This window comes from Shewanella sp. SR1 (assembly GCF_020447145.1).
GTDB lineage: Bacteria > Pseudomonadota > Gammaproteobacteria > Enterobacterales > Shewanellaceae > Shewanella > Shewanella baltica.
On record NZ_JAJAEF010000007.1, the window covers coordinates 13788 to 36173 of the forward strand.

The 22386-nt window shown below is 41.3% G+C and carries 18 protein-coding genes and 1 pseudogene; 4 read left to right on the plus strand and 15 right to left on the minus strand.

Annotated elements, in window-relative coordinates; translation table 11 throughout:
* Positions 1 to 40: 40 nt before the first annotated feature.
* Positions 41 to 1276, minus strand: a complete 1236-nt coding sequence (locus tag KV201_RS08265; protein ID WP_226059036.1) for a tyrosine-type recombinase/integrase — start codon at positions 1274 to 1276, stop codon at positions 41 to 43.
* A 633-nt stretch (positions 1277 to 1909) separates the two neighbouring features.
* Between KV201_RS08265 and KV201_RS08270 the strand changes: the two genes are divergently transcribed.
* Together KV201_RS08270 and KV201_RS08275 are read left to right on the plus strand one after the other, a co-directional pair.
* Entirely contained in the window at positions 1910 to 2167 is a 258-nt protein-coding gene (locus tag KV201_RS08270) for a hypothetical protein (RefSeq protein WP_226059037.1), read from the plus strand.
* 36 nt (positions 2168 to 2203) lie between these two features.
* A complete protein-coding gene (locus tag KV201_RS08275) occupies positions 2204 to 2614 on the plus strand; it encodes a hypothetical protein (RefSeq protein ID WP_220778116.1) in 411 nt (136 codons plus the stop codon).
* A gap of 116 nt (positions 2615 to 2730) precedes the next feature.
* Here the strand turns inward: KV201_RS08275 and KV201_RS08280 are convergent, their stop codons facing one another.
* On the minus strand, positions 2731 to 3666 hold the full coding sequence (locus tag KV201_RS08280; RefSeq protein ID WP_226059038.1) for a nucleotidyl transferase AbiEii/AbiGii toxin family protein: 936 nt from the start codon (positions 3664 to 3666) through the stop codon (positions 2731 to 2733).
* Positions 3659 to 4447 carry a type IV toxin-antitoxin system AbiEi family antitoxin gene (locus KV201_RS08285; RefSeq protein WP_226059039.1) on the minus strand — a complete coding sequence of 263 codons (789 nt, stop codon included), beginning with the start codon at positions 4445 to 4447 and terminating at the stop codon, positions 3659 to 3661. The genes KV201_RS08280 and KV201_RS08285 overlap by 8 nt, the downstream gene beginning before the upstream one ends.
* A 254-nt stretch (positions 4448 to 4701) precedes the next feature.
* Here KV201_RS08285 and KV201_RS08290 point away from each other — a divergent pair, with 254 nt between their 5' ends.
* Positions 4702 to 5100: a hypothetical protein gene (locus tag KV201_RS08290; RefSeq protein WP_220778071.1), complete on the plus strand. Its 399-nt coding sequence runs from the start codon at positions 4702 to 4704 to the stop codon at positions 5098 to 5100.
* A 258-nt stretch (positions 5101 to 5358) separates the two neighbouring features.
* Here the strand turns inward: KV201_RS08290 and KV201_RS08295 are convergent, their stop codons facing one another.
* Both KV201_RS08295 and KV201_RS08300 read right to left on the minus strand, forming a co-directional pair.
* Positions 5359 to 6006 carry a hypothetical protein gene (locus KV201_RS08295; protein WP_226059040.1) on the minus strand — a complete coding sequence of 216 codons (648 nt, stop codon included), beginning with the start codon at positions 6004 to 6006 and terminating at the stop codon, positions 5359 to 5361.
* Positions 6007 to 6352: 346 nt separating this feature from the next.
* Positions 6353 to 7345, minus strand: coding sequence for an FRG domain-containing protein (locus tag KV201_RS08300; protein WP_226059041.1), 993 nt, complete (start codon positions 7343 to 7345; stop codon positions 6353 to 6355).
* 331 nt (positions 7346 to 7676) lie between these two features.
* Between KV201_RS08300 and KV201_RS08305 the strand changes: the two genes are divergently transcribed.
* On the plus strand, positions 7677 to 8879 hold the full coding sequence (locus KV201_RS08305; protein ID WP_226059042.1) for an IS4 family transposase: 1203 nt from the start codon (positions 7677 to 7679) through the stop codon (positions 8877 to 8879).
* Between the two features lie 493 nt (positions 8880 to 9372).
* Here KV201_RS08305 and KV201_RS08310 read toward each other — a convergent pair whose 3' ends face one another.
* The 10 genes and pseudogenes from KV201_RS08310 to KV201_RS08355 form a co-directional block, all read right to left on the minus strand.
* Positions 9373 to 9639: a hypothetical protein gene (locus tag KV201_RS08310; protein WP_220778088.1), complete on the minus strand. Its 267-nt coding sequence runs from the start codon at positions 9637 to 9639 to the stop codon at positions 9373 to 9375.
* Between the two features lie 137 nt (positions 9640 to 9776).
* Positions 9777 to 10853: a (p)ppGpp synthetase gene (locus KV201_RS08315; RefSeq protein ID WP_226059043.1), complete on the minus strand. Its 1077-nt coding sequence runs from the start codon at positions 10851 to 10853 to the stop codon at positions 9777 to 9779.
* 203 nt (positions 10854 to 11056) lie between these two features.
* Positions 11057 to 12611 (minus strand): annotated as a pseudogene (locus tag KV201_RS08320) (IS3-like element ISSpu6 family transposase).
* A 458-nt stretch (positions 12612 to 13069) separates the two neighbouring features.
* Positions 13070 to 13501, minus strand: coding sequence for a bifunctional diaminohydroxyphosphoribosylaminopyrimidine deaminase/5-amino-6-(5-phosphoribosylamino)uracil reductase RibD (locus KV201_RS08325; protein ID WP_107404666.1), 432 nt, complete (start codon positions 13499 to 13501; stop codon positions 13070 to 13072).
* Positions 13502 to 14743 (minus strand): type II toxin-antitoxin system HipA family toxin, encoded by a 1242-nt coding sequence (locus KV201_RS08330; RefSeq protein WP_226059044.1) that lies wholly within the window; start codon positions 14741 to 14743, stop codon positions 13502 to 13504.
* On the minus strand, positions 14730 to 15065 hold the full coding sequence (locus tag KV201_RS08335) for a helix-turn-helix transcriptional regulator (protein ID WP_106649799.1): 336 nt from the start codon (positions 15063 to 15065) through the stop codon (positions 14730 to 14732). The genes KV201_RS08330 and KV201_RS08335 overlap by 14 nt, the downstream gene beginning before the upstream one ends.
* A 587-nt stretch (positions 15066 to 15652) precedes the next feature.
* Positions 15653 to 17593 carry a DUF262 domain-containing protein gene (locus KV201_RS08340; RefSeq protein ID WP_220777838.1) on the minus strand — a complete coding sequence of 647 codons (1941 nt, stop codon included), beginning with the start codon at positions 17591 to 17593 and terminating at the stop codon, positions 15653 to 15655.
* Entirely contained in the window at positions 17583 to 18974 is a 1392-nt protein-coding gene (locus KV201_RS08345; protein WP_220777839.1) for a DUF262 domain-containing protein, read from the minus strand. Before KV201_RS08345 ends, KV201_RS08340 begins: the two co-directional genes overlap by 11 nt.
* Positions 18975 to 18977: 3 nt before the next feature.
* Positions 18978 to 20831, minus strand: a complete 1854-nt coding sequence (locus KV201_RS08350; RefSeq protein ID WP_220777840.1) for a restriction endonuclease subunit S — start codon at positions 20829 to 20831, stop codon at positions 18978 to 18980.
* Positions 20831 to 22333 (minus strand): type I restriction-modification system subunit M, encoded by a 1503-nt coding sequence (locus KV201_RS08355; RefSeq protein WP_220777841.1) that lies wholly within the window; start codon positions 22331 to 22333, stop codon positions 20831 to 20833. Before KV201_RS08355 ends, KV201_RS08350 begins: the two co-directional genes overlap by 1 nt.
* Positions 22334 to 22386: the final 53 nt, after the last annotated feature.

A 22386-nucleotide genomic window follows, 5' to 3' on the forward strand; every position in this document is an offset into this window, starting at 1 on the left:
CACGAGGATGACCGGAGTGTTGGCCTAACCTAAATCCTCTCTAAACCACTTTCAGATCTCTTAAGCCAGTTACTGACAAAGAGCCCACTGCTGCAGTGGCAATATGATTGCTCCACCACTCCATTAACTTGGTACGTCGCTCTAGATAGGTAGTGCGATTATAGGCACTGCGGATTTGGTTTTTATCAACATGGGCTAACGCGGCCTCAATGACATCACCATCAAAGCCTTGTTCGTTTAAGGTAGTACTCGCCAGCGAGCGTAAACCATGACCCGTTGTTCTTCCCTTTAATCCCATGCGCCCTAATGCTTTGTTGATGGTTTCAGGATCTGTGTGCTTTTTGGGATCTTTAGAAGACGGAAAAACGAATTGGCTGTGTTCACCAATCGGCTTAACAGTTTCCAGTATCGCGAGGGTATGCTCTGTAAGCGGGATAATATGCTCACGATTCATTTTCATGCGCGATTCAGGAATAGTCCAAAGTTTGGCATCAAAATCGATTTCTTCCCAACGGGCTCCGGCCGCTTCATTTGGCCTGGTCATTGTGTGCAATTGCCATTCAATCAAACACCGGGTCGTTAACAATAAATTGGCGTTTGCAATAGTCTGCAGCAACTCAGCTAGCTCTGCTGGTTTTAATGCTTTCAGATGTTCTACTTTGCTCTTTCTAAAAACTTCTCGAATACCTGACAACGGATTAGCATGAATGTAACCAGAGTTAACTGAAAAGTTCATGATTTCATTCAGCAACTGAGCGGTAAGTTTAACCGTTTCAAGGTGCCCCTTCTGCTCTAGGGGCTTGAGCGCGGCAATGGCTATGGGAGCCGTGAGTCTGCTAATCGCAATACTCCCCAGTTTAGGGAAGGCATACAGCTCAAGCTTACGCCAATTGCCTTCGATGGTTTTAGGCTTAATGCTTCCCTGCTTAGAGTCCATCCACATTTGCGCAATATGCTTAAGAGTTTGAGCGTTCTCTGTTGCCGCTTTTAATTTGTTTTCAACTTTAAGTAATTGAGGGTCGATGCCTTCGGCCAAGTTTTTTCGCGCTTCTAGCGCTTTATCTCGCGCCTCAGCTAAGGATACGTCAGGATATGAGCCTAAACCAAAATAGGTGGGTTTGCTGGTGGAGGGGCGTATGTATCGAAATTCCCATGTTTTCCCTGCTGTACGCACATAGAGATATAGATTGCCACCATCTGACAATCTATAGGGCTTTGCTTCCGCTTTAGCATTGAGCACCGCTTTTACAGTCAGCTTATTTGTAGTCCTTCCCATACCGTTCTACCCCCTCAAATTAAGCCCCAAAGTAATGCTTGATTTTGGCATTATTTCTAACTCTAAAATCAAGCATTACTTATTACTGAATAAATTAAGATAAATCAGGATATTGCCAAGTTAAATCTGGGCTATAAAATCGAGAAAATCAAGTAAAAAAACGACATAAAAAATGGGTATTTTTTGAAGTGAAAAGTAATGCATAAATTTGCCAAATTTCCTTGGCATTACTTTTGGCATTACTAAAGATTTCGGATGCTGTAGGATGGCATTAAACAATATAGGATGGTAAGTTATTGATTTTTATAAAATACAGATAAGAAAAAAGACGCCCTAGGACGTCTTCAAACTTGAATTTGGCGGTGAGAGAGGGAGTCGAACCCTCTAAAGTACCGTATTAGCGCCATTTATGTGGCTTTCGGAGGGTCTGTGAGGGTCTATAAGAACCTGTTTGGATCCCAAAAAGTTCCCAAAGAGATCCCACTCGGGATCTTCTTAACACTCAGAAAAAAATTTTAAATTCACACAGATGTTTTGCACAAAACTGAACCATTGAATCCCCAAATACGACAATTTATCACACCATGTTTCTAGTTATTCAGGACATACTTTCCTGCAAAGCGAGAAACCACGATGATGCAATCGACTGCGTTTGAACAACAAGCCCACAATCTGCTGATGGTCTTCGAATTGATGACCTATGTAATTAAAAAAGAGATGCCTGATATCAACACCTTTTCTTACGAGGACAACGTTGAGCAAGAAATACTCCTGCACATGCTTAAACAACGCTTAGTGCGTGAAAAAATGTCCGTCGTTCAGATTGAACTCGCAATTTCATTTGCTGAGCAATTTATGCAAACAGGGCTAATTTCCATGGCACAGACCTAAGTAAAAGTTGAAAGGCCAAACCAATAGGAGTAACAAATGGAACACTCAACTTTTATTCATGTAAATCAGCTTAAAACATTGAGTCCTTGGAATGAACACTGCAAAGTCGTGTTACTTGCAGATATTAAACTGAACGACCAAACCTCAATAGAGCTGCAGTTTACACGCTACATTTATCTTCACTTAAATATAGATGGTTATGTTCTAGGTGTGAGTATTAGCCAATCTATTTTTGAGGAGCATCCTGAGTTTAGCTCTCAGTTTTTAAACAACTTAGAAATGATGCAGCTATTACTCATGTATGTTGATGATATAACAAATTTTTGCCAATTATTTGCCGCAGAGTTTGAGTATGTCTTAGGGTATCACCCGACAGTCTACTTTGAAGCCGCGGAACAATATTGGGAAAAGCAGATTATTGAAGCACAATCTAACGCGCCTCAATAATCACCTACTAGCGAACCTCACGGTTCGCTTTTTTTGCTTAAAGCCTTAGCTCACATCTAAGCAGCCAACGCCCACAAACAGCGAACTATCAGATAAAATCAGCAATACACTGTACATTACAGTATCCGACCTGCAACCCACGTTTCCAATACATCAGCCAGTTTAATGAGTTGTTCTTGATGCTTGGATTTGTTTTTCGCTAGGTTTTGGATATTCAATAGCTTCCATCTCACCGCAGGTAGTGCCGCAACGCTCGGTTCATCAAACAATGACCAATCAGGCTGACCCTGTTTAAAGGATAATAAAAAGTCTCTGTCTCTTACAGTAAAGTGATGCTGCAACGCTGTTAGCATTTCTGAGCGAGTTAAAACCAGCTCATCGAGTTTAATCGGCTTTGTCGTCATTCCATTGAATTCAGTTTGAAAGCTTTCATCAAGCGGTTTCCAGCGTGGAGACATCACTTCATTAATGGGCCTTGGATGGCTAAGTGTATAAGTGAGAAAGCCGACTAAAATCTCTCGAGTGATCCCCTCTTCCGCCAGCAGCATTTTCACATCGAAAAGATCCCTTGGGTGCTGCCTATCCATCGCTGCACATAACTTACCACCGTATAGATCAGGCAGGCTTACGACGGGGATCTCTGCATACCCAAATTCTTCTTCAACTAACTCAACGACTGGCATTAATACCGCTTTGTGTAGCGTACCTCTAGCAACAGGAGAGACTTCAATTTTTATTGTGACTCTATCACTTGTCACGACAACCCTGAGCTCATCATATTTATTGTCTTGAAATACTGCACTAAGGTTCGGTTGTAGATTGATCTGCGCAGTCAAACGACCAAGCGCTTCCTTCACACTTTGTAGCGCTTGTTCCCTTGGCTCCAAAGGAAGATAAGCCAAATCGATATCGACCGATAAGCGTGGGAAGTTGCGCACAAATAGGTTGATAGCCGTACCGCCCTTTAGGGCAAATACCTTCTCTTGGGCGACGAGCGGCAGCATCCGAATAAGCAAGGTCACTTGCTGGTAGTATATCGATGACTTATTCATATCGATTTTCTTCTGTCTTAATAAACGATGCTGGCACTGTTATTTGATAGCGTCCATCGTAACGGCCATGAGCCACCACCTGACGCTTTCCCGCGCCTAGCGTGATTTGCTGCTCATCTAGCCTTTTGCTCCACTGGTGTTGATAGTAGTGGCCTAAAAAGAGAAATACGCGATTAGCTTGTACGGCTTCACTTCGATTCAGTATTGACTGTATTTTACGTGGGCTGAGATTCACTAACCCTTGAAACAGCTCCGCGGCATGCTCAAAACTGATATGTTTGCCAATGGCATTGACGACCTCATAGGCTGCAAGCTCCGCACAACTTGCCTTAACTTCCCTATTGTTCACCCCTATAGTTATAAAGTCTTTTTCCAACGTTTGGCTCAGCTTGCTACTGGTATAGAAAAGCCAGTTTTGCTCCTCCAATTCGCGGAACCACTTTGGCAACGCCTGCTTACTTTGACAGCCAACCCAAACTTGCTCGCTGCTTAGTTGAAGATAATGACTAAGCCCTTGATGCGTTAGGCTACTGACTCCCGCAAGGTGAACAGGAAGCTTTAGCTGCTCATTCACAGCCTTGAGCGCTTCAACCCAATGAGGCTGTAACTTGCCTGTTGACTCAGGACGAACGTAAACCCCCGCACTTATCTTGTACAACCAACCACTCTGCACATATTTTCTCACCAAAGATGAGCTGATCTCATTTTGTGTCAACCACGACTGAAGCACTACCGCACCAGGACTCGTATGATTAATAAGCCAGTTTATTTTTGATGACATAGTTGCACCATAAGTACCAAAATATAGAGTAAATTAAACCAACTATAGAAGTAGAGTTTATAAATTGCAATTACTTAGTACCCTAGGTACATGTTTGTTGAAAAATGCAAACTAGCAGATTGAGGGGAAGATTAGTTACCAGCAAAAGGCTAAGAAGGGATTCTTACTTAAAACGTTAAACTTAACCCCTGAACCGACAGAATTTCCGGTGCCCAATTCTAGTTATTGATAAGGACAATAACGAGGAGTTAATAATGAGTCAGTCACCGTTTATTCGCGTATATCAACGAAAATCAAAAAGCCCTTGGGATGATCATAGTACCGTCTTGTTACTCGCTGACATTGACGAAAATGATAATAATCCTAGAGCCTTACAATTCACTCGATATATCTATCTTCATCGCGACATCAAAGGACAACACTTAGGCATTAGCATCAGTAAATCGCTTCTTGAGGAACATGCTGAGTTTGATACTCAGTATTTAATGGGCTTGGAAATGATGATGCTATTGTTGATGTATAAAGATGATATTTCTGCCTTTTGCGAGTTGTTTACCGCGGAGTTTCAACAGATATTCGGGTTACCACCGAGCCTCTATTTTGACGCTGCCGAACAATTCTGGGCTGAGCAGATTATTGAAGCCGAAGCTTAAGCTAACATTCAGCCGTAATGTTAAGCGTTAGCCACTTACTCGCGAACCCGAAAGGGTTCGCTTTTCATACCGAATCAAACTTGTGCACAAATTAAGTCCATAGATCATATTTGATGATGCTCTAGCAACATGTTACAACACAAACGCTTTGGGACAAAAACGAGCTAGATTACTAACTCTAATTTATGAGTTTGGGATTAAAATTTGTATGGGGTAACGCCGCAAAAAGCCAGTCAGACTAGTTTGATTGTTATACTTTTAGTAAAATCCATACCGAGACTCCATATAGCTCATTAACTCTCTCAACGAGGATTCTATAGTATGCATAGAACTTTCTAGGTACTGATAAGATATATCAATAACATCCGACTCTATGGAGAGTCCAACTACTTTGCCTGAAATACTTTTTAGTTTTTCGATTTTGTCCTCACTAAGAGATCCTATATTTCCATTGCAGTGGGCTATATAATTCCTTACTGTATTGATTTCTCCTATATCTTCCATTATTTTTTTGGAAAACTGATATTCATAACCCAAAACGTGCTTCATATACTTATTTTGAGTTGATATTGGAGATTTTCCATTAATATCTTTCAGGGATAACTCTTTTTCTTCTTTCATCTTCGCATAATCAAGAAGCCGTGCAACTGAATTTTCGAATATCGCGTAGATGGTAACAATAAATGGAATCCTAATAATTCTTGGCATTTCGTCTTCGGCAATTTGATATACATGCTGATACTCGTGGCAATCCGAATCTGAATATTTTTTCATTTCCGCTGAGATATAGCTTTCACACACAGATTTTACGCCATTTTCTATCTGCGAAAGATAAGCTTGTAGTACGATCAATTCGACCTTGATCTCAATGCCTGGATACCGAAAATCCATATTCAATATACCCATACCATCTTACCTCCGAAGCATAACATTTTATTAGTACGCATGCGCGTTGTTCAAACCTACCTCCCAACCGTCACTACCATTAACAATCTTATTTTAAATGGCTTAAATCAATGCGTCTGAGGTGTGACGCACGAATGTGTAACCAAACGGCCTCAAAAACCAACGTTCTCAAATACAACTATATGCCTATCCAGTTACGAACACTATATGACGAAGAATTAAAAACAGTGGATACTAAAAATTTGTAGAGTAAATAGTGCATAAGTTTTCGATTCGCCAAACGCTTGCTAACACGCTTTGGGGCAAGAATAAGTTAATCACTTTCACTACCACCCAGATATTAACTTCAGGAGAGACAGTAACTTTTTATGTACTTTGTTTGATATTCAAGCTCAGGAAATAATGTAGCTTCGTATACTCCACACAACCTAAGTTCTCGAAGTATATCGATTTTGCACTCTTTAGGGACTATGAATGATTTTGAATACCCATCAAAACTATCGTTAACCTTTACGTATTGCGTGCCATGAAAAATCTTTCCAGTGTGGCATGTAAAGCATCCTTGTTGTGTTATTAGCCGTTTATTGATGCGTTTGGGAATATACATAAACCCAGCATGTTTTATGAAATCATTATTACTAAAACCCTTGGAATCAAATCGTAAATCCAGTCCTATTGGAAATTTATCTTTAGGGGATGATGATTTTTTATCGACATATTCCCCTAATTTATAACCATCGATGTATAACTGCTCTAATATAAAACTGGTACCCCTTTCATTTATTTTATGTATGGATGAAAACATAAAATAATCAAAATCATCAGGGTCGCTGTAAATAATTAATTCTTCTGTAAATTTAGTTCCAAAATTAGAATTGTAATAGTCAAAAAAGTCTAATTCTTCAATGTAATTGGGAAGAAAGAACAACTTACCATCATTGTTATTGTCATTACTGCAAGCAAAATAGAGTGCAACTAAAACGTTTTCAGTCCAGTCAAGAAGTCTTGTCGGCAAACCATAATGCTGTGCGTAGGTGAGCAGTTCAAGTGTATCAACATGCTTCTCTCTCGCTTCAGGATGCATTCGTAAGAATTCGTCAATGAGCTTATTCTCGTCATAAAACTTACCATCTACGGGGCGAAATAAACTTGGAGTCAATTTATGACAAGAATTAGACTGACCACGGAACCACCAATGATCAAGATTGTGTGATGTTTCTGTTTTGGCCAGGTTGATAGCATCAGCAACACAGGTGATTTTTAGCTTAATAACAGTATTGCTTTCTGACATCGTTGTTCGCTCTAATCTATGAATAATCAATATTGATTCAATAATCACTTTGTATCATTAGAAAAGTTTGGTCAACAAACCTTTGCTACAATTTTAAATTTACTCGCTACAAACATACTTTGGGGCAAAAGTGAGTTAGGTTCCTAACTCTAATTCGTGAGTTTCGGATTAAAATCTCTATGGATTAACGCCAAGCTAACCGGCGACGTGCTGGCGCAATTTTTGCGTCTCTTTGCGAAAAAATGTGACAGTTTTGGCCGTCTGCTTTAGGTTTTTGCTAGCGAATCCCCAGATAAATTCGATGGGATTCAAATAAGTAGACACGCATGATGCTGTTTGATCTAATCAATTTCGCCAAAAACCTACTAGATCCAACATCATGCGTGATATCGACATATTACACGATTTACTCAAAAAACAATGCCCTCAAATACACCAAAAACGCCTTAATTCTCTGATGGTTGCTACTGAGTCTTTACTCGATGGCAATCAACTCTCGTTAACCCAGTTAGGACGGAACATAACGGGTAACGTTGCACCAAAACACAATATCAAGCGTATTGACCGACTGCTCGGAAATCTACATGTTGTCAAAGATAAGTTCGCTATTTATCAATGGCATGCACAGTATCTCTGCGGCTCAAATCCGATGCCAATTATTCTTGTGGATTGGTCTGATGTGCGCGAACAACTGCGAATGATGACCTTACGCGCATCAATCAGTGTTAAAGGTCGCTCCATTACTTTGTACGAACGCACTTTTCTGTTTGAAGATTACAATGCCCCACGCAGTCATAACGCTTACTTAGCTGAGCTTGCTAACGTATTGCCGCCAGGATGCTGCCCGCTCATCGTCACCGATGCAGGTTATCGCAATACTTGGTTTAGGGAAGTCGAGCGCCATGGCTGGTTTTGGCTAGGTAGAGTTCGCGGTGATGTCAGTTTTATGCTCAACGGCCAAACATCATGGCAGTCAAATAAATCCCTCTATCCTAAAGCGAATTCAACCGCGAAATACATGGGTAGCGTCAAGTTAGCGCGCAAGTCTCCGCTACAATGTTACCTGCACTTGTTTAAAGCTAAACCTAAGCTGCGTAAGGATAAACATTCTTCTAAAGCTGGGCGAAATCACACCGCACAAAAGAGTTACAGCTTAGGGAGTAAAGAGCCTTGGCTACTCGCAACAAATCTACCGCCGGACTACTTTGGCCCTTCAAAGGTCGTCGATTTATATGCTAAGCGAATGCAAATTGAAGAAACCTTCCGCGATTTAAAAAGTCCGCAATATGGCATGGGCCTTAGACAAAGCCGCAGCCGTTGTCCAAAGCGATATGATGTATTGCTGCTCATCTCTATGCTGGCTGAAATCGTGTTGTGGTGTATTGGGTTAGCGGCACAACACCTTGGATGGCAAAGATATTTTCAAGCCAATACAGTGAGAAAGCAGGCTGTGCTATCAATTGTTAGACTTGGAAAGGAAGTACGCAAAAGAGACAAATATCCGGTTAAGGAGACAATTTTTCGCTGGGCATTAATCGAATATATAAACTTAGTTCATGACGCTGGAAGACCTCAATTATGAGGGGATCCCCCCAGAGGTTTTTGTTATGTGCGACTTCATTAAGCTACAGTTTATTTTCGATATATAAATCTAAAGCGACCACCGCCTTGTAGTGATCGAAAAATGAACTTTCAGTATAACAATAATCATTAAAATGCTCGTATTGTTGAGTTGAAATTTTTATGAAGTCTGAGTATTCAATTTTATTGATTAACTCAAGTGCTGTTTCATCTAGCAACACATTAAACTTGTCTAACATTTAAAATGTTTAGCTTTATCGTTTAAACAAAGGCACACAAGCTGTTCTTTATAAGTATGAGGCTGCATCTTCATACCTAGAATGTTCATTCTTACAGAACTACGTTCGACATCAATATATTTATTTAATGCGTTGAAACCGTCTTTAATCAATAGTTAATGGCTTATTATGATATTTATCATACAACAACTTATTATCAACTTGATTTGGAATAAGTAATGAGTTGCTGATATTAAATTTAAAATCATAGACTATTTATTTTAGTAATGGCCTTAGCGTTTCTCTTCTCTTTTTACGCGTATTTATCTTGGGAATAAAAGTAGAAACCATATAAACAATCCAACCCGCCAAGTAGGATAAAGAAAAGTTTACTATAATGTCAGAAATTTCTTGCCCCTGAGTGACAATTTCCCGCCAGTCAGATGCAAAAAATTGAAACCAAATAATTATTGCTATACAAAAAACCACACCATAAAAAAGGTAAAAATATTCCTTATCAATGTATCGTCTAATTCCATTCACTTCAAAAACCTTATTAATTGACAATCAAACTAGGCAACAATGGCACATAACGCCAAAATAACGGGCTTAAAATGGTTTGTTAAAATGCTTGAGGAACGAAAAACAACAAACTTTTTTAAGTCCTGTTGATTTTCTTGTTAGCCATCATTTTCACCAAGCCATTTTTCAAATGTTTCTTTAGAAGCATTGGTGAGAACTGAACTGAATACATCTTTATTACCATAGTACAAGCAGTGTCTTATCATGGTATATGGATTTAAAGTATCTTTTGAGTTTCCATTGGCTTCAAAGTCAGCTTTATAGCGTTTTACTTTTGCAATACCTTCCTTCATGTAGGTATTCAACTTAGTTCTTGTTATATCAGGTTCCAAAGAAACAATTTCATCTGTAAACCCATCAACTTTATGTGCTTCAGCATCAAAACCAGAGAAGAAGTGATTAGCTATTTTTAGAAGTCCGAATGCAGTTAATAATCCATTCCCATTAGATGATATTAAATTTTTTGGGCCTGCAACGTTAGAGTCTAATGCTTCATCTGTATCATCATCTTCGGCTTTTTGTATTTCAAGTTCAGTCTCATTTCTTATTGCAAGGAATTCCCTATCAGCCAATTCAAATAATGCAGCCAATGTATTTATTCTTCTTTTTAATTTATTTGGGATTTTTTTCTTGTATTTGATTTTATGATCCAAAACGCTCCATGAATCTTGAACGATAGTTCGTATTTGAATTTCAAAGTTAAAACCCACAAATGCTTTATATTCAGGCATCTCACTGCGATCGTCTCCTAGTTTTAAGTCTAAGTGCAACCCCTTATAACCGAATGAATCTTCAGTTTTCTCCATTAGAGAAATTTTATCTGTCACGTCAATGACTGAAAAATGCCGATCTAATACCGCCTTAATTTTTTCGATGTCATCCTCATATAAGCAAACGACTCTGAGGCCAATTAAATCTGAAATATGGTCTTTAATTTCATATTCAGTTTCATTCGCTTCAAGCTCTTTACGATACTTTAGATTAAACTTTCCAAGGCATTCTTCTTTATCTTTGACTCTGCCTTCTATTTTGGAAATTGCGATATCCCCAGAATGTGAAACCAAAGCATTTATCAATGCACAGAACGAAGTCTTTGCATCATCAAGAGTTTTCAAGTTATCACTATAAAACTCTCTAAAATAGTTTTTTTCGAAATCGTAATCTAAAGATGCCACTGGAACTCCTTTTGATGGCTAACGTCTTAGTATTTATGCGCTGCGCTGTTTGTAGGGCATAAATCGCTTAAACATTTTATTAGCGCGCATGCGCGTTTACCTCGTTGTACCAGTGAAAATGCGCACACTTAACTATCTGTATGCAAACAACTTATCAGCTTTCTCGGTGTTTTTCAAGATAGTTGTCACTCTTTGTTTAAATATTAAGCTGCATTTATTACGCCTTCTTCTGGTGCCTTATCTGGGTTGAGTGTTACAGCGCCAACCGCTTCACAATTTCTGATCTCTGTAGACCAACGCATCGGTTTTCTTTCCTTCGCCGCCTCAAGCACTTTCTTGCGCTTCGCTAAAATAGCGCCATCTTGCAGTGCATGACGTTGCCCTGGTGAGACAAAATTTAGCTGGCTGTGTTTATGCTCATCGTTGTACCAGGTTACAAACTTTTCCACCCATTCTCTTGCTGTTGCTAAGCAGCAAAAACCTGATGCCGGCCACTGTGGGCGGTATTTCAACGTTTTAAATAACGACTCTGAAAAGGGGTTGTCATTACTCACCCGCGGCCGACTTAATGATGCCGTAATACCAAGCTCTTCCAGCTTGGCTTTCATGGTCAGTGACTTCATCGGCGCCCCATTATCAGAATGCAGCACTAATGGCGTGTTAAAGCATTGCTCGCGTAACAGACAGCGTTGGATTAGCGCAGCGGCATATTCCCCACTTTCTTGCTCATGAACTTCGTAACCCACTATTTTTCTACTGTAAATATCTTCAAACAGGTACAAATAGTAGAACTGGCCTTTGACGATTGAGGCTAAATAAGTGATGTCCCATGACCACACTTGATTCGGCCCATCTGCCCGATAACTCAACGGTTTGCTTCGATTGACCGCAGCCTGAGTGCGGCCACGATGGTTAAGTTGACCATGAGCATTTAACACTCTGTAGAAGCTGGATTCCGAGGCGATATAAATCCCGTTATCTAATAATGTTGGCACAATTTGCGACGGGGGTAAGCTGGCGTACTCCGCTTGATTGCACACACTTAATATCTGTTGTCGCTCAGTTCTTCGAGTTTATTTGCTGGCTCTGGTCGAGCTGCTGTTGGCCTTAAATCAGCTTGCACTTGACCTTCTCGATACCAACGTCGATAGGTACGCTTACTGAGGCCCGTTTCAGCACAAGCCTTATAAAGGCGAGCACCCTGGGTATACGCCTCTTGGATTAAGGCAATCAATGCTATGCGCTCAGGCAAGGGGGTTAGCTCTCCTCGCTGTCGTCCCCCCAGAGCGCATTGAGCTTTTTTCTGAGCACCAGTAACGCAGCAGCTTCAGCCAGCGCTTTCTCCTTATAGCGCAATTCCCGTTGCAGCGATTTGATTTCGGCTTTGTCAGCCTTAGCCTGCTGTTTAATGGTTTTAGTTTGTACTTCTGAGGTTTGAAAACCAGCTAAACAATCCTGTTTCCACTGCTGTACTTGCTCGCGGAACAAGCCCTTTTCACGGCAATACTGGTTTATCTCCGCTTCCGACAGCGGCGCTGTTTCAATAATCACGGCAAGTTTTGCTTCAGCCGACCAATCATCGGCTGTTAATGTTTTACCTGGCACGGGGCGACCTTCTTTTCTGGCAATATCTCGCCAATGATACAAGGTTTGCACCGCGATGCCTTCTTCCCGAGCGACCTCTGCGACCGTTAAGTTGTGAGGAGGTAATAATTTTTTAAGGATCGCCTCTTTACGTTCTGGTGAATACCGAGCCATATCGTTCTCTTTTGCCGCACCCTGTCTTTAAACATAATGATTATTTAGGGGTGACAACAATCCTGACACAGGGGGTTCTGTCAAATACACCATCTTGAAAAACGCACATGCGCGTTTTCCAAACCTATCAACTAAAAGCCGACCAGCATAGTTACTTGATTTTATAGAATTTTATTTGTTCTCGATTGAATTAATGCGCACTGATTTTGTCTTCAAATCCCCCCTAAATATCTAAATTTAAATACGACTGTATACACATACATTGTTAGTCGATTTATGGTCGGGCCAAACATAGGCAAATAGATAAGAATTTGTAGGACAACAGGAGTAAGAATTTTCGATTTAACTAACGAGCCGAAACACGGAATGGGGCATAAATGAGTTAACCAACTAGCCCATTTGGGAGGCAAAATCCTGTAATACATCACCGTCCTCGCCTGGAACTTATGCGAGGTTAATTATGACTTTCCAAGATAAGGATACAAAAATTCACTAACTTCTCTTGAAGCGATACCAATATCAACTTTTATGCCCTCTTTCTCTAGAGCATAAAGACCCTTTCCATTGTTCCTTTCATCAGGATCTAGAATAGCAACTACAACTCTCTTAATTCCTGATTTAATGATTACAGAAGAACATGCCGGAGTTCTGCCAACAAATGAACATGGCTCAAGAGTGACATATGCAGTCACTTCTTCCATAGGGCCATCATAAGCACTAATCGCTTCGACCTCAGCATGGTTGCCACCAATTTTCTGTGTGAATCCTTCGGCAATGACTTGCCCGCCTAGAACGAGAACGCAACCTACCGGAGGATTAGGTTGGCACTCAGGCAGAGCAGCCCGAGATACTTCCAATGCTTTAAGCATAAATGCCTTGTCTAGATTCATCTAAAGTTCCATTTCATTGAATATGTAGTCATTCAATATCACACGTTTGAAAAGTAACTTTCGCGTTACTTCAGGGACATCTACTTCATTACACACGGATTCAAACTCTTGGATAATCGTATTAATTTGCGAACTAATAATTTCTTCCGCTTTTTCGGCCTTAATATTGAAGCTTGGTGCTGCTTTCAGACAAAGTGATAACAGAGACAAATTTGAATTGTCGAAGAGCTTCATTCCATGATTCGCCACCCCACCGCTATGGTTTTGTGGACAAATATCATAAGCAGGTGATAGAGATATTTTATCCCCTTCGACAAAGAAAGCGTGATTACGAGCATGGTCATCCGAATTGCCGATCAGCACGTTAAATACCATCCGTGCAAATAGCTCTTGGCTATCAGAGGCAAATGCGATGCAATACTGCTTCATAACGTTTACTAGGTCTACATAAGAAGCCTCGCTAGCCCATGCTTCATCTAAGCCTAAAACTGTCAGTCCGGACACCATAGAGCGACGACACCAAATACCACCAATCAACTCTCTATCGAATCGTTTAACAAGAAGAACATCTTTGCCTAATGCTTTTTTTAATACAACTTCGGCCACATTGAGTCCGGCTAACTTAGCTAACTTCATGGCTACGTATTCTGAATAAACAACCTCGTAAGTATCATTTGGGGATGAAAACTTAGCAATATACTTAGCTTCGCCACCAGTGATCATCCCTTTCGGACGAGCACCTCCCAGCGATGTACAATGCATAAGTGCTCTATCCAAATCCAACGGGATTTTCTTACCTTGAGCGACGATTTCAGACACCAGGTATAACTCTTCAAGCGTGGCTGCATCAGTAGAACGATCAACATACTCAGTGGCTGAATCTTGAAAGTCGAGAGAACCGATCCGGTCTGAAGCGGAATGCATCAAATACGTCATTTCGTTAAACTCAGCATCGTAGCCTTTGCTCATCAGCCGAGAAATAATGGCCCTACGTCCCCAAGCATCAGGAGCTGCATCACGCAAGCATGAGAATATAGACATGCCTTGAACTGGCCCCATAGTACCAGCAGAAAGCGGTAATTCATGTGAGTAAATTGGCTCTGCATCTGGACGCTTCAAGTAAGACTGACCATAGGTAAAGTGTTGGCCAGATTCATCAATAGTGAGTTTACCAGCTACCACAGGTTCTGAATGTCCTCTAAGCCATTTCCAAACGAAGCATTGGTTACTAGAAGTCGTCATCCAAAATTACCTTTTTCCTTCTCACTCGATTAGGCAGCAGTGCTTCTATTTTCGCATTTGTTTTATGTTTAATAGCAAACCGATTTTCATCGGGTTCAAATAAGGAAACACCTAACACCCAAGCAGTTTCGAAGTAAAGTCCGATACTTACAGACGGATCACCCTTAAGAATCTTTATCATAGTGGGCTTAGATGCCCCAACTCGTGAACACAGCTCTTCTACTGTGATTTTCTTTTCCTTACGCTGGATTGAAAGCAGAGTGGCGAAATGAGCTAGTGCAGCACTAGCAACAGTGCCAACTTGAATTTTATTCCTTCCCATAGAAAATTACTCTTCACCATAAACCAGTTAGAGTAAACAATAATTTACCAAAACCCAAATGTCAAAATAATAGGCCAAGTCAGATTGGTAAATACTACTTTACCGTAATCGTTTAAAAGTAAACTGTATTTTACTAAGTAAACAGTCGTTGAGACTGCAGTAAATGAACAACAGAGATCCAATCTGAACTCTTTATTGAGTGATTGGTTTAACACGCTTCGGGGAAAAACGTTTTAAGGTATCAATCCACTTCTGGATATTTTCCAAGCTACAATTTTCAGCTGATATATCTATCTTCATCGCGATATTAAAGGACAGCACTTAAGCATTGGCATCAGTAAATCACTTTTTGAGGAATATGCTGAGTGTCACTTAACTAACAAAATTCACTTAATCCCAGCAGCGAACAAGGTGGTTAACTCATTCAACCATTTTCGTTACGCCTAAAAAGTGCACTCACGCTAAATTCTTAAGATAAACATCAGTAAAGGTAAACATGATCCATTGAATTGATCGAGAAAGATTCGCTTACAGCAATTAAGTAAGCTTAAACCACTTCGTATCTCATCTCAGCGTAAATAAACCCTCTAAGAACATAGGACATCAACCATCATCTTTTCGTGTTGAATCATCGCTGGTTGATTTTCTGGATCCCAGTGTTCATAACTCATCATAAAGACCAGCTTGAGGCTTTCAGCCAATTGTTCTCGGTTCAACTTATCCTTTACCTGATTTTTTTTGGTGGCGGGATCGTTATTACTAAATTTGGAATTATCGCTATGGCTGATCAAACATAAATTACCAAAGCTATGGAGTATCGACTCGTCCATCGGTTCACCCGCTATGGGATGCTGCGGAAAATAATGTTCCACTGACGTTCTAAAAGTAAAACGGAACTTATCTAAAAATGACTTTACAAAGTCCATATCGACATCAAACTCATGACCATCTTTCAATTTACGCCACAAGCGATAATCTAGGCGATTAAAAATAAAATTCTGGATATGCGTTCCTAATTTGAGGTTATGATGATCAAAGTCGTTTTCTGGCATAACATCTTCAAAACAAATATCAAAATACTCAATGGGTTGCTTGCCAAAACGACCATAGAAAAATTTATTACTCAACTGATCTAAAAAAGCAGGGTATTGACTAATGCGAAACTCACCGAGTTGATGCTGCTTTAGCAAATAATACAACACCGCACTTAACCAGTGTTTATACACCTGTGTAGGAAAGGAAACATGGAACATAGACAACTGCATAATCAACTGTTGATTAAAATCGCCACCACTGGAAACATAATGATGCCTTGTTTCATTCGGTTTTAACTGTTCCAAACTCCAGTCGAGATCATTTTTTCGCTTAATAATATAACGATCAAACAATAGCCGACATCTTAGCAAATTCATGACAAATTCACGGGAAAACGTTGCTATATCCTCATCAGTACGATTGCTAAACCGCTCAAACGCGAGCAATAACCGCTTATCGTCTAATGGCACATCCGTATCAATATGGCTTACATGGGTAATGCGCAACACGTGCAGTAAAAAGTTAGGAAAACTAATAATTGAAGCATATTGTTCAGAATCGTCATTAACTGGGTTTTCTTTCTTGTCTTGCAATACTGGATGTTGAACTATCTCTTCCAAGCTAACTAATGGCGCAGGGCTATCAGAGTTCACCATTTCTTGCCTGATTGATTCAAAATCAACAGGATGTTGATCCCAGTTAGCGCCAAACAAGGTGCAGCGCAAACTTTTCTCAAAACCGAGTTGAGCATATCTGTCCATACTGGCACAGGCATCCCAAATCGTCGAAAACACTTTACGTTCATCGATACCCAGAGGCCGCATCAGCCTAGCTTTAAGCACCTCGTGCTTTTCAAGTTGCTCACCTCGGTTATTCATAATCTCAAAATAATGGTTAAGATCGGTTCCTTTAGGAACGGCAACGCGCAAAATAACCACATTGTTCAACAAATAATCCGTGAGAGTGCATAACTCCTGCTTATGCTCTTCAAAAAAACGAACCGCAACATCATAAGCCCCATGCATAGAGGCCTGTTCACAGCCAGTCGTTATCCCCTGTGCTAATAAGGCTAACGTACTGGTCGACCGTTTACGATTGGTAAATGATAAATTAAGCGATAGCGAGCTAAGCTTTTGAAAAGGTGTATCTTCGGTTGCTTTAACGTTTAAACAACTTTGCTGATTTATGCTATCAGCAAACTCGTTTTTTAATGCAGATAACACCACACACAAAGTGGTATGGCGCTGTTGACCGTCAATCGTCTCAAACTGACCTTCGCCCCTTTTATCGACAACTAAACTACCAATGTAATACTGGCTTGCTGGATGACGACTGTTTTTAGCTCTACGCGATTCATCAAGAATATCTTGCAGTAACTGTCTAACTTCAGGCTCGCCCCAAGCGTAGTTACGCTGATAAATAGGGATAAAATAATGTCCTTGGTTGAACAGCTCAGCCACAGTCAACGGGGTAATATCTGGATTATTGGGCATCAATAAAATACCTTTTCGCTTTGAAGCATTCGAGTAAATCTTCAACTTGTGTTTGATTACCATCTAGATCGTTAGCGCTTAACATTGGCACCATAAATGACAATACTTCTTTAGGATGCAGCGCATTAGCAATCACTTGGATCAGCCCTGCATCAAACTTACCTTGCCCACTGCCAGCATTATCAACGGTGATAAGCTGAACAGTATGATGAGTAAGCCTGATGCGGTAACTCCAGAAAAAACACAACCACACCACTTGTTCAAGAGAATGCTCACCGAACTTATCAACATAAAAGAGCACGGCACATTCAAACAGATTGCGGACATAACCATCACCGGTTCGATGTTTTCCCGGATAATGATTAAGCACCTCAAGTACAGGCTGTAAGACGGGATGAACTTGTACAAACAAACGGTGATGTAGCGCGATGTAATAATGAATATATTCAAAAAAACGTCGACCATTAACCATGATTTGATCAATCTGAAATGGGAAGTGACGTTGGTTCAAATCCCACTGCCGCGCGGGATCCGCGTTGTAGAGATCCACGGCATAATTAGCGGCCCTGAAACGATCAACAAAGGGGAATACTGTATTGGCAAGGTTAACCCCTTTAAACACCCCAATCTCTTGATTCGTAAATGTGCGCCCAGATCGCCCGCGAGCCCATCGGCGCAGGCGGTAAAGGTGATGAGACATCACAACTTGTAACTGTGAAGGTTGATTATTTTCAACAGACGTTGCTGCTAATTCCCATGCCTCAACACACCCCGCCTCAGCATGTTTGTCTTGAATACCTATCTCACGCAGATGATAAGCTTTCAGTAAATCATAGGGCGCAAGTGGCTTACCACGGGCATTTTGTGAGTCAAAAAACTGAAATGCTTCGCTGAGGTTATCCAAGGTGATACAAATGAGCTCACATTGCCCCAACAAAAATCCGAGTAGTTTATTTTGCTCATCAAAGGTTAAGCGCCGTACCCGACTCTGCAATAGCGCTGCGTTATGCGACAGGTTTTTGATACTTTCAGGCGAGCTAAATTGGGTAGACAGTAAACCCAACTTAAGCGGTCGCGGCGTTGATCTTGATGTTGCTGATGATGTTAGTGCTAATTCCCGATACAAGGCATCAATGAACAGCGTCAAAGTGAGTAAACGTTGCTGACCATCAACGATGTCAAACTTCCCACTATGTTGCTCGCGACATAACACCAGAGTGCCCAGTCGATAGGCTGCTTGTTCACTATGGTGCATCACATCATCGAATAGCTGGTTAACATGCTCAGCTTGCCATTTATAGGGGCGCTGGTAATCAGGGATCGCCAACGCCATGTCCATAATGCCTTTAACAGCGATCACATCCTTGTTAATAATTGCCATCGTTTAAACGGCCTGTTCGACGATGGCGTCGGTGAGGTGCAGTTGGGTGGTTTGCGCATCCGCTAAACGGACTTTGAGTTGATCACAAAGTGCCATTAACTCTTCGACTTTAGCGACGATGCGGTGTTGTTCTTCGAGTGGTGGAAGAGGCACTATTGTTGAAGCAATTTTACCTACATTTAAATTTGGTTGTGCTCCACCAGCAGCGTGCTCTCTCAATTCTAAGTATGCTTTTCTAAAGAATAACTTCACATAATCTTTATGATTTACAGATTCATCTACAAGCCTGATGGCTGCACAAGCTTGGTTAGTTCCCGCAGGCTCCAATAACTCTGTTATCTGTCCTCTCGTTTTTCCCTGCCCATACATAGCTACAATTAACGTACCTGCTGGGTAAATTGACACATTTGTCTCTTTGATGGCTAACTCTGAAACTCTTTCTTTTGTTTGAGTTACAAAGAAATTTGAAGTTTCACCACTCGAAACCCAGTTGATTTCAGCTGGTTCCCAGTACAATGGATTACTTCTTGATGGTGTTGATCCCGTACCGACTATCCCAAATGTTCCAATTCTTTCATATGCCCACCCACTCGGTAGTTCAAACTGTTTTTCTTCGTCGGTGATGGCGGGCAGTGGCTTCTGCTTTTTGATTTTCCCCTCTTTGAACAGTTGGGCTTTTTCTTTGGCGATACGCGCAAGTAGTTTGGCTGCTGGTTCGTCATTAGGGTCTTGTTTTACTAGCTTACCCATCACGGCAAGTTGGAGGATAGTTTGTTTTAGGGTGTCGATGCTGGCGCTAGTAGTGAATAAGGTGTCGAAGTGCTCGGCAACACGTTGCCAATCCTTAACAAAGCTATTTGTAAAAGGCCGTTCAAGGCTGATATCAGATTGACTTGCCGTATTAGCAGCCGTTTGTGGCAGTAGCAGCGCATTGAGCAGGGTTTCAACTAAGGTTTGGTGTGCCGCAATGCTCGCTTCGGTTTGTGCTTCAAGGGCATCACACAAACTCATCAACTCATCGACTTTAGCGACGATACGGTGTTGTTCTTCGAGCGGAGGAATCGCCGCAACATAATTCAATAGCTGATCTTGAGTTATTCCAGCAACCGTAGTTCCAGTTCCTTCAATTTTTATCGTCGAATAATAATTAATGAAAAACTCAATATTAATGTGAGTAGACAAAGTAACTGCTTTTAAATCTTGATTGAAGGCTAATGGTTTTTTTACAACTGCAATTTTACCAAGACCCATTCTGGTACAAATAAGCAGATCACCAATATCAGCCAGTTTACTGCCGTTATCTAATCCTGCCCGTGATATAAAGTCTTGGGTGGTCGATATACTTCGACTTGACCCCAAGTCTTTAACACTTGCCCAAGGAATATCACCTCCCCAATACGAGCTTTCTCTTTTACTTGGGGTTCCCCCACTCATAATAGATTTAAAAACAGTACCAATTCGACCCCACTCCCATCCGTTAGGCAATTCAAACAGCTTTTCATCTTCACTAATCTCAGGAAAAGGCTTCTGTTTTTTAAGCTTCCCCTCCTTCACCAATTGCGCTTTTTCAGCAGCAATGCGCTCGAGCAATACTGACGCGGGTTCATAGTTTGCACTATTTCTCGCCTCGCGGCTGGCCTGCGGCACTAACTTACCACGCACGGCGAGTTCTAAAATCAGTTCACGCAGTTTTTTGATGCCATAAAGCGAAAACTTATTGGAGCTACCACGGCCTGCTGAAGACTTTTGCTCAATGGCGGTCGTCCAAATATCAAGGTGAGTGGTAATTAAATTTTCAGCCGTTGGCGTGGCTTTGATATTGCGAGAGTAAGTGTCTGTTATGGATAAATCAGCCATTACTTGCCCTCACCGTCTGATGCTGCCGAAGGTGACGATAATGCCGCAGACAAGATGCCTTTGAGTTGGTCACGCAAGGCTTGAATATCCGCTTGTTGTTTAGCGTAATCGGCTAACAAGGCTTGCGGATCGTGGCTTACTACCTCGCCCACATGCGGGTTTTTAATATCAAGGTTGTAGTTACGGGCAATAATGTCGTCGATGGAGACTTGCCACGCTTGCTCGTTTTCGACCCGCGCAGCAAAACCATCGGCTTCATCGCCCCACCACGCGAGTTCTGTCTCAAACTCTTCGAACTTCATAGGCTTGGTTTTATTGTAGTTTTTTACCCCTACTGGGTAGGGATGCTCGTAAAACCAGACATTTTTAGTCGGCGTGCCTTTAGTGAAAAACAGGATATTGGTTTTAATGCCAGTGTAAGGATTAAACACACCGTTAGGTAATCGCACTATGGTGTGCAGATTACATTCTTCGAGCAGCATTTTTTTAATTTTGGTTTTAACGCCCTCACCAAACAAGGTGCCATCGGGCAATACCACGGCTGCGCGGCCGCCCTTGCCATTTGTTGCAGGGGCAAGCACTTCGATAATCAACTGCAGGAATAAGTCGGCAGTTTCGCGGGTTTGGAACTCGCTAGGGAAGTTTTTTTCAATCCCGTCCTCTTCGGTGCCGCCGAAAGGCGGGTTGGTGATGATGACATCGATATCTTCATCCCAGCTTGATAAGGGTTTGTTTAAGGTATTGCCGTGTTTAATTTGTACGGGCACTTCAATACCGTGCAACATCATATTGGTGGTACACAGTAAGTGCGGTAATTGCTTTTTCTCTACCCCATGAATTTGCTGTTGCAGAGTTTGGTGATCATCCGCTGTCTTGACGTAATTTGCTTTTACATGATCAAAGGCACAGGCCAAAAAGCCACCGGTGCCACAGGCCGGATCCATAATCGACTCGCCAAGTTTTGGGTCTGTTACGGCCACAATAAACTTGGTGATGGCACGCGGAGTATAGAACTCGCCTGCATTACCCGCGCTTTGTAAGTCTTTTAAGATTTGCTCGTACAAATCACCAAACAAATGCCGCTCTTTTGAGTCGGTAAAGTCGATTTCATTGAGTTTATTGATGACTTGACGCAGTAGCGTGCCGTTTTTCATGTAGTTAAAGGCATCTGAAAACGCCGCTTTTACCACATAACCGCGGGGATTTTTATCTATCGGGGCGGTGAGATTTTTAAGATCTGGGAATAGCTCATCATTCACAAATTCAAGCAGCTCGTCACCTGTGATCCCTTCGTTATCGGCCGCCCAATTACGCCATAAAAAATCACTCGGGATAGGTGTACTGTAATCATCGAGTTCTAGCTCTAACTGCTCTTCTTGGGCATCGAATACTTTTAAGAACAGTAACCAAGACATTTGGCCTAGTCGCTGGGCATCGCCATCGACGCCGGCATCTTTACGCATAATGTCTTGAATGGATTTAACGGCTGAACTGATAGACATAAATTTCTCTTTTCGTTTTTAATGCTTAACGCTTATTTTTTAGTTATAAGTAA

What these genes read in the sequence shown, in the direction of transcription:
- KV201_RS08275 (WP_220778116.1), top strand. Translation starts at nt 2,204, where the DNA reads ATGGAACACTCAACTTTTATTCATGTAAATCAGCTTAAAACATTGAGT.
- KV201_RS08340 (WP_220777838.1), bottom strand. Translation starts at nt 17,593, where the DNA reads ATGCCCAATAATCCAGATATTACCCCGTTGACTGTGGCTGAGCTGTTC.
- KV201_RS08335 (WP_106649799.1), bottom strand. Translation starts at nt 15,065, where the DNA reads ATGGGAAGGAATAAAATTCAAGTTGGCACTGTTGCTAGTGCTGCACTA.
- KV201_RS08285 (WP_226059039.1), bottom strand. Translation starts at nt 4,447, where the DNA reads ATGTCATCAAAAATAAACTGGCTTATTAATCATACGAGTCCTGGTGCG.
- KV201_RS08350 (WP_220777840.1), bottom strand. Translation starts at nt 20,831, where the DNA reads ATGGCTGATTTATCCATAACAGACACTTACTCTCGCAATATCAAAGCC.
- KV201_RS08355 (WP_220777841.1), bottom strand. Translation starts at nt 22,333, where the DNA reads ATGTCTATCAGTTCAGCCGTTAAATCCATTCAAGACATTATGCGTAAA.
- KV201_RS08280 (WP_226059038.1), bottom strand. Translation starts at nt 3,666, where the DNA reads ATGAATAAGTCATCGATATACTACCAGCAAGTGACCTTGCTTATTCGG.
- KV201_RS08325 (WP_107404666.1), bottom strand. Translation starts at nt 13,501, where the DNA reads ATGAATCTAGACAAGGCATTTATGCTTAAAGCATTGGAAGTATCTCGG.
- KV201_RS08305 (WP_226059042.1), top strand. Translation starts at nt 7,677, where the DNA reads ATGCGTGATATCGACATATTACACGATTTACTCAAAAAACAATGCCCT.
- KV201_RS08290 (WP_220778071.1), top strand. Translation starts at nt 4,702, where the DNA reads ATGAGTCAGTCACCGTTTATTCGCGTATATCAACGAAAATCAAAAAGC.
- KV201_RS08265 (WP_226059036.1), bottom strand. Translation starts at nt 1,276, where the DNA reads ATGGGAAGGACTACAAATAAGCTGACTGTAAAAGCGGTGCTCAATGCT.
- KV201_RS08330 (WP_226059044.1), bottom strand. Translation starts at nt 14,743, where the DNA reads ATGACGACTTCTAGTAACCAATGCTTCGTTTGGAAATGGCTTAGAGGA.
- KV201_RS08295 (WP_226059040.1), bottom strand. Translation starts at nt 6,006, where the DNA reads ATGGGTATATTGAATATGGATTTTCGGTATCCAGGCATTGAGATCAAG.
- KV201_RS08270 (WP_226059037.1), top strand. Translation starts at nt 1,910, where the DNA reads ATGATGCAATCGACTGCGTTTGAACAACAAGCCCACAATCTGCTGATG.
- KV201_RS08345 (WP_220777839.1), bottom strand. Translation starts at nt 18,974, where the DNA reads ATGGCAATTATTAACAAGGATGTGATCGCTGTTAAAGGCATTATGGAC.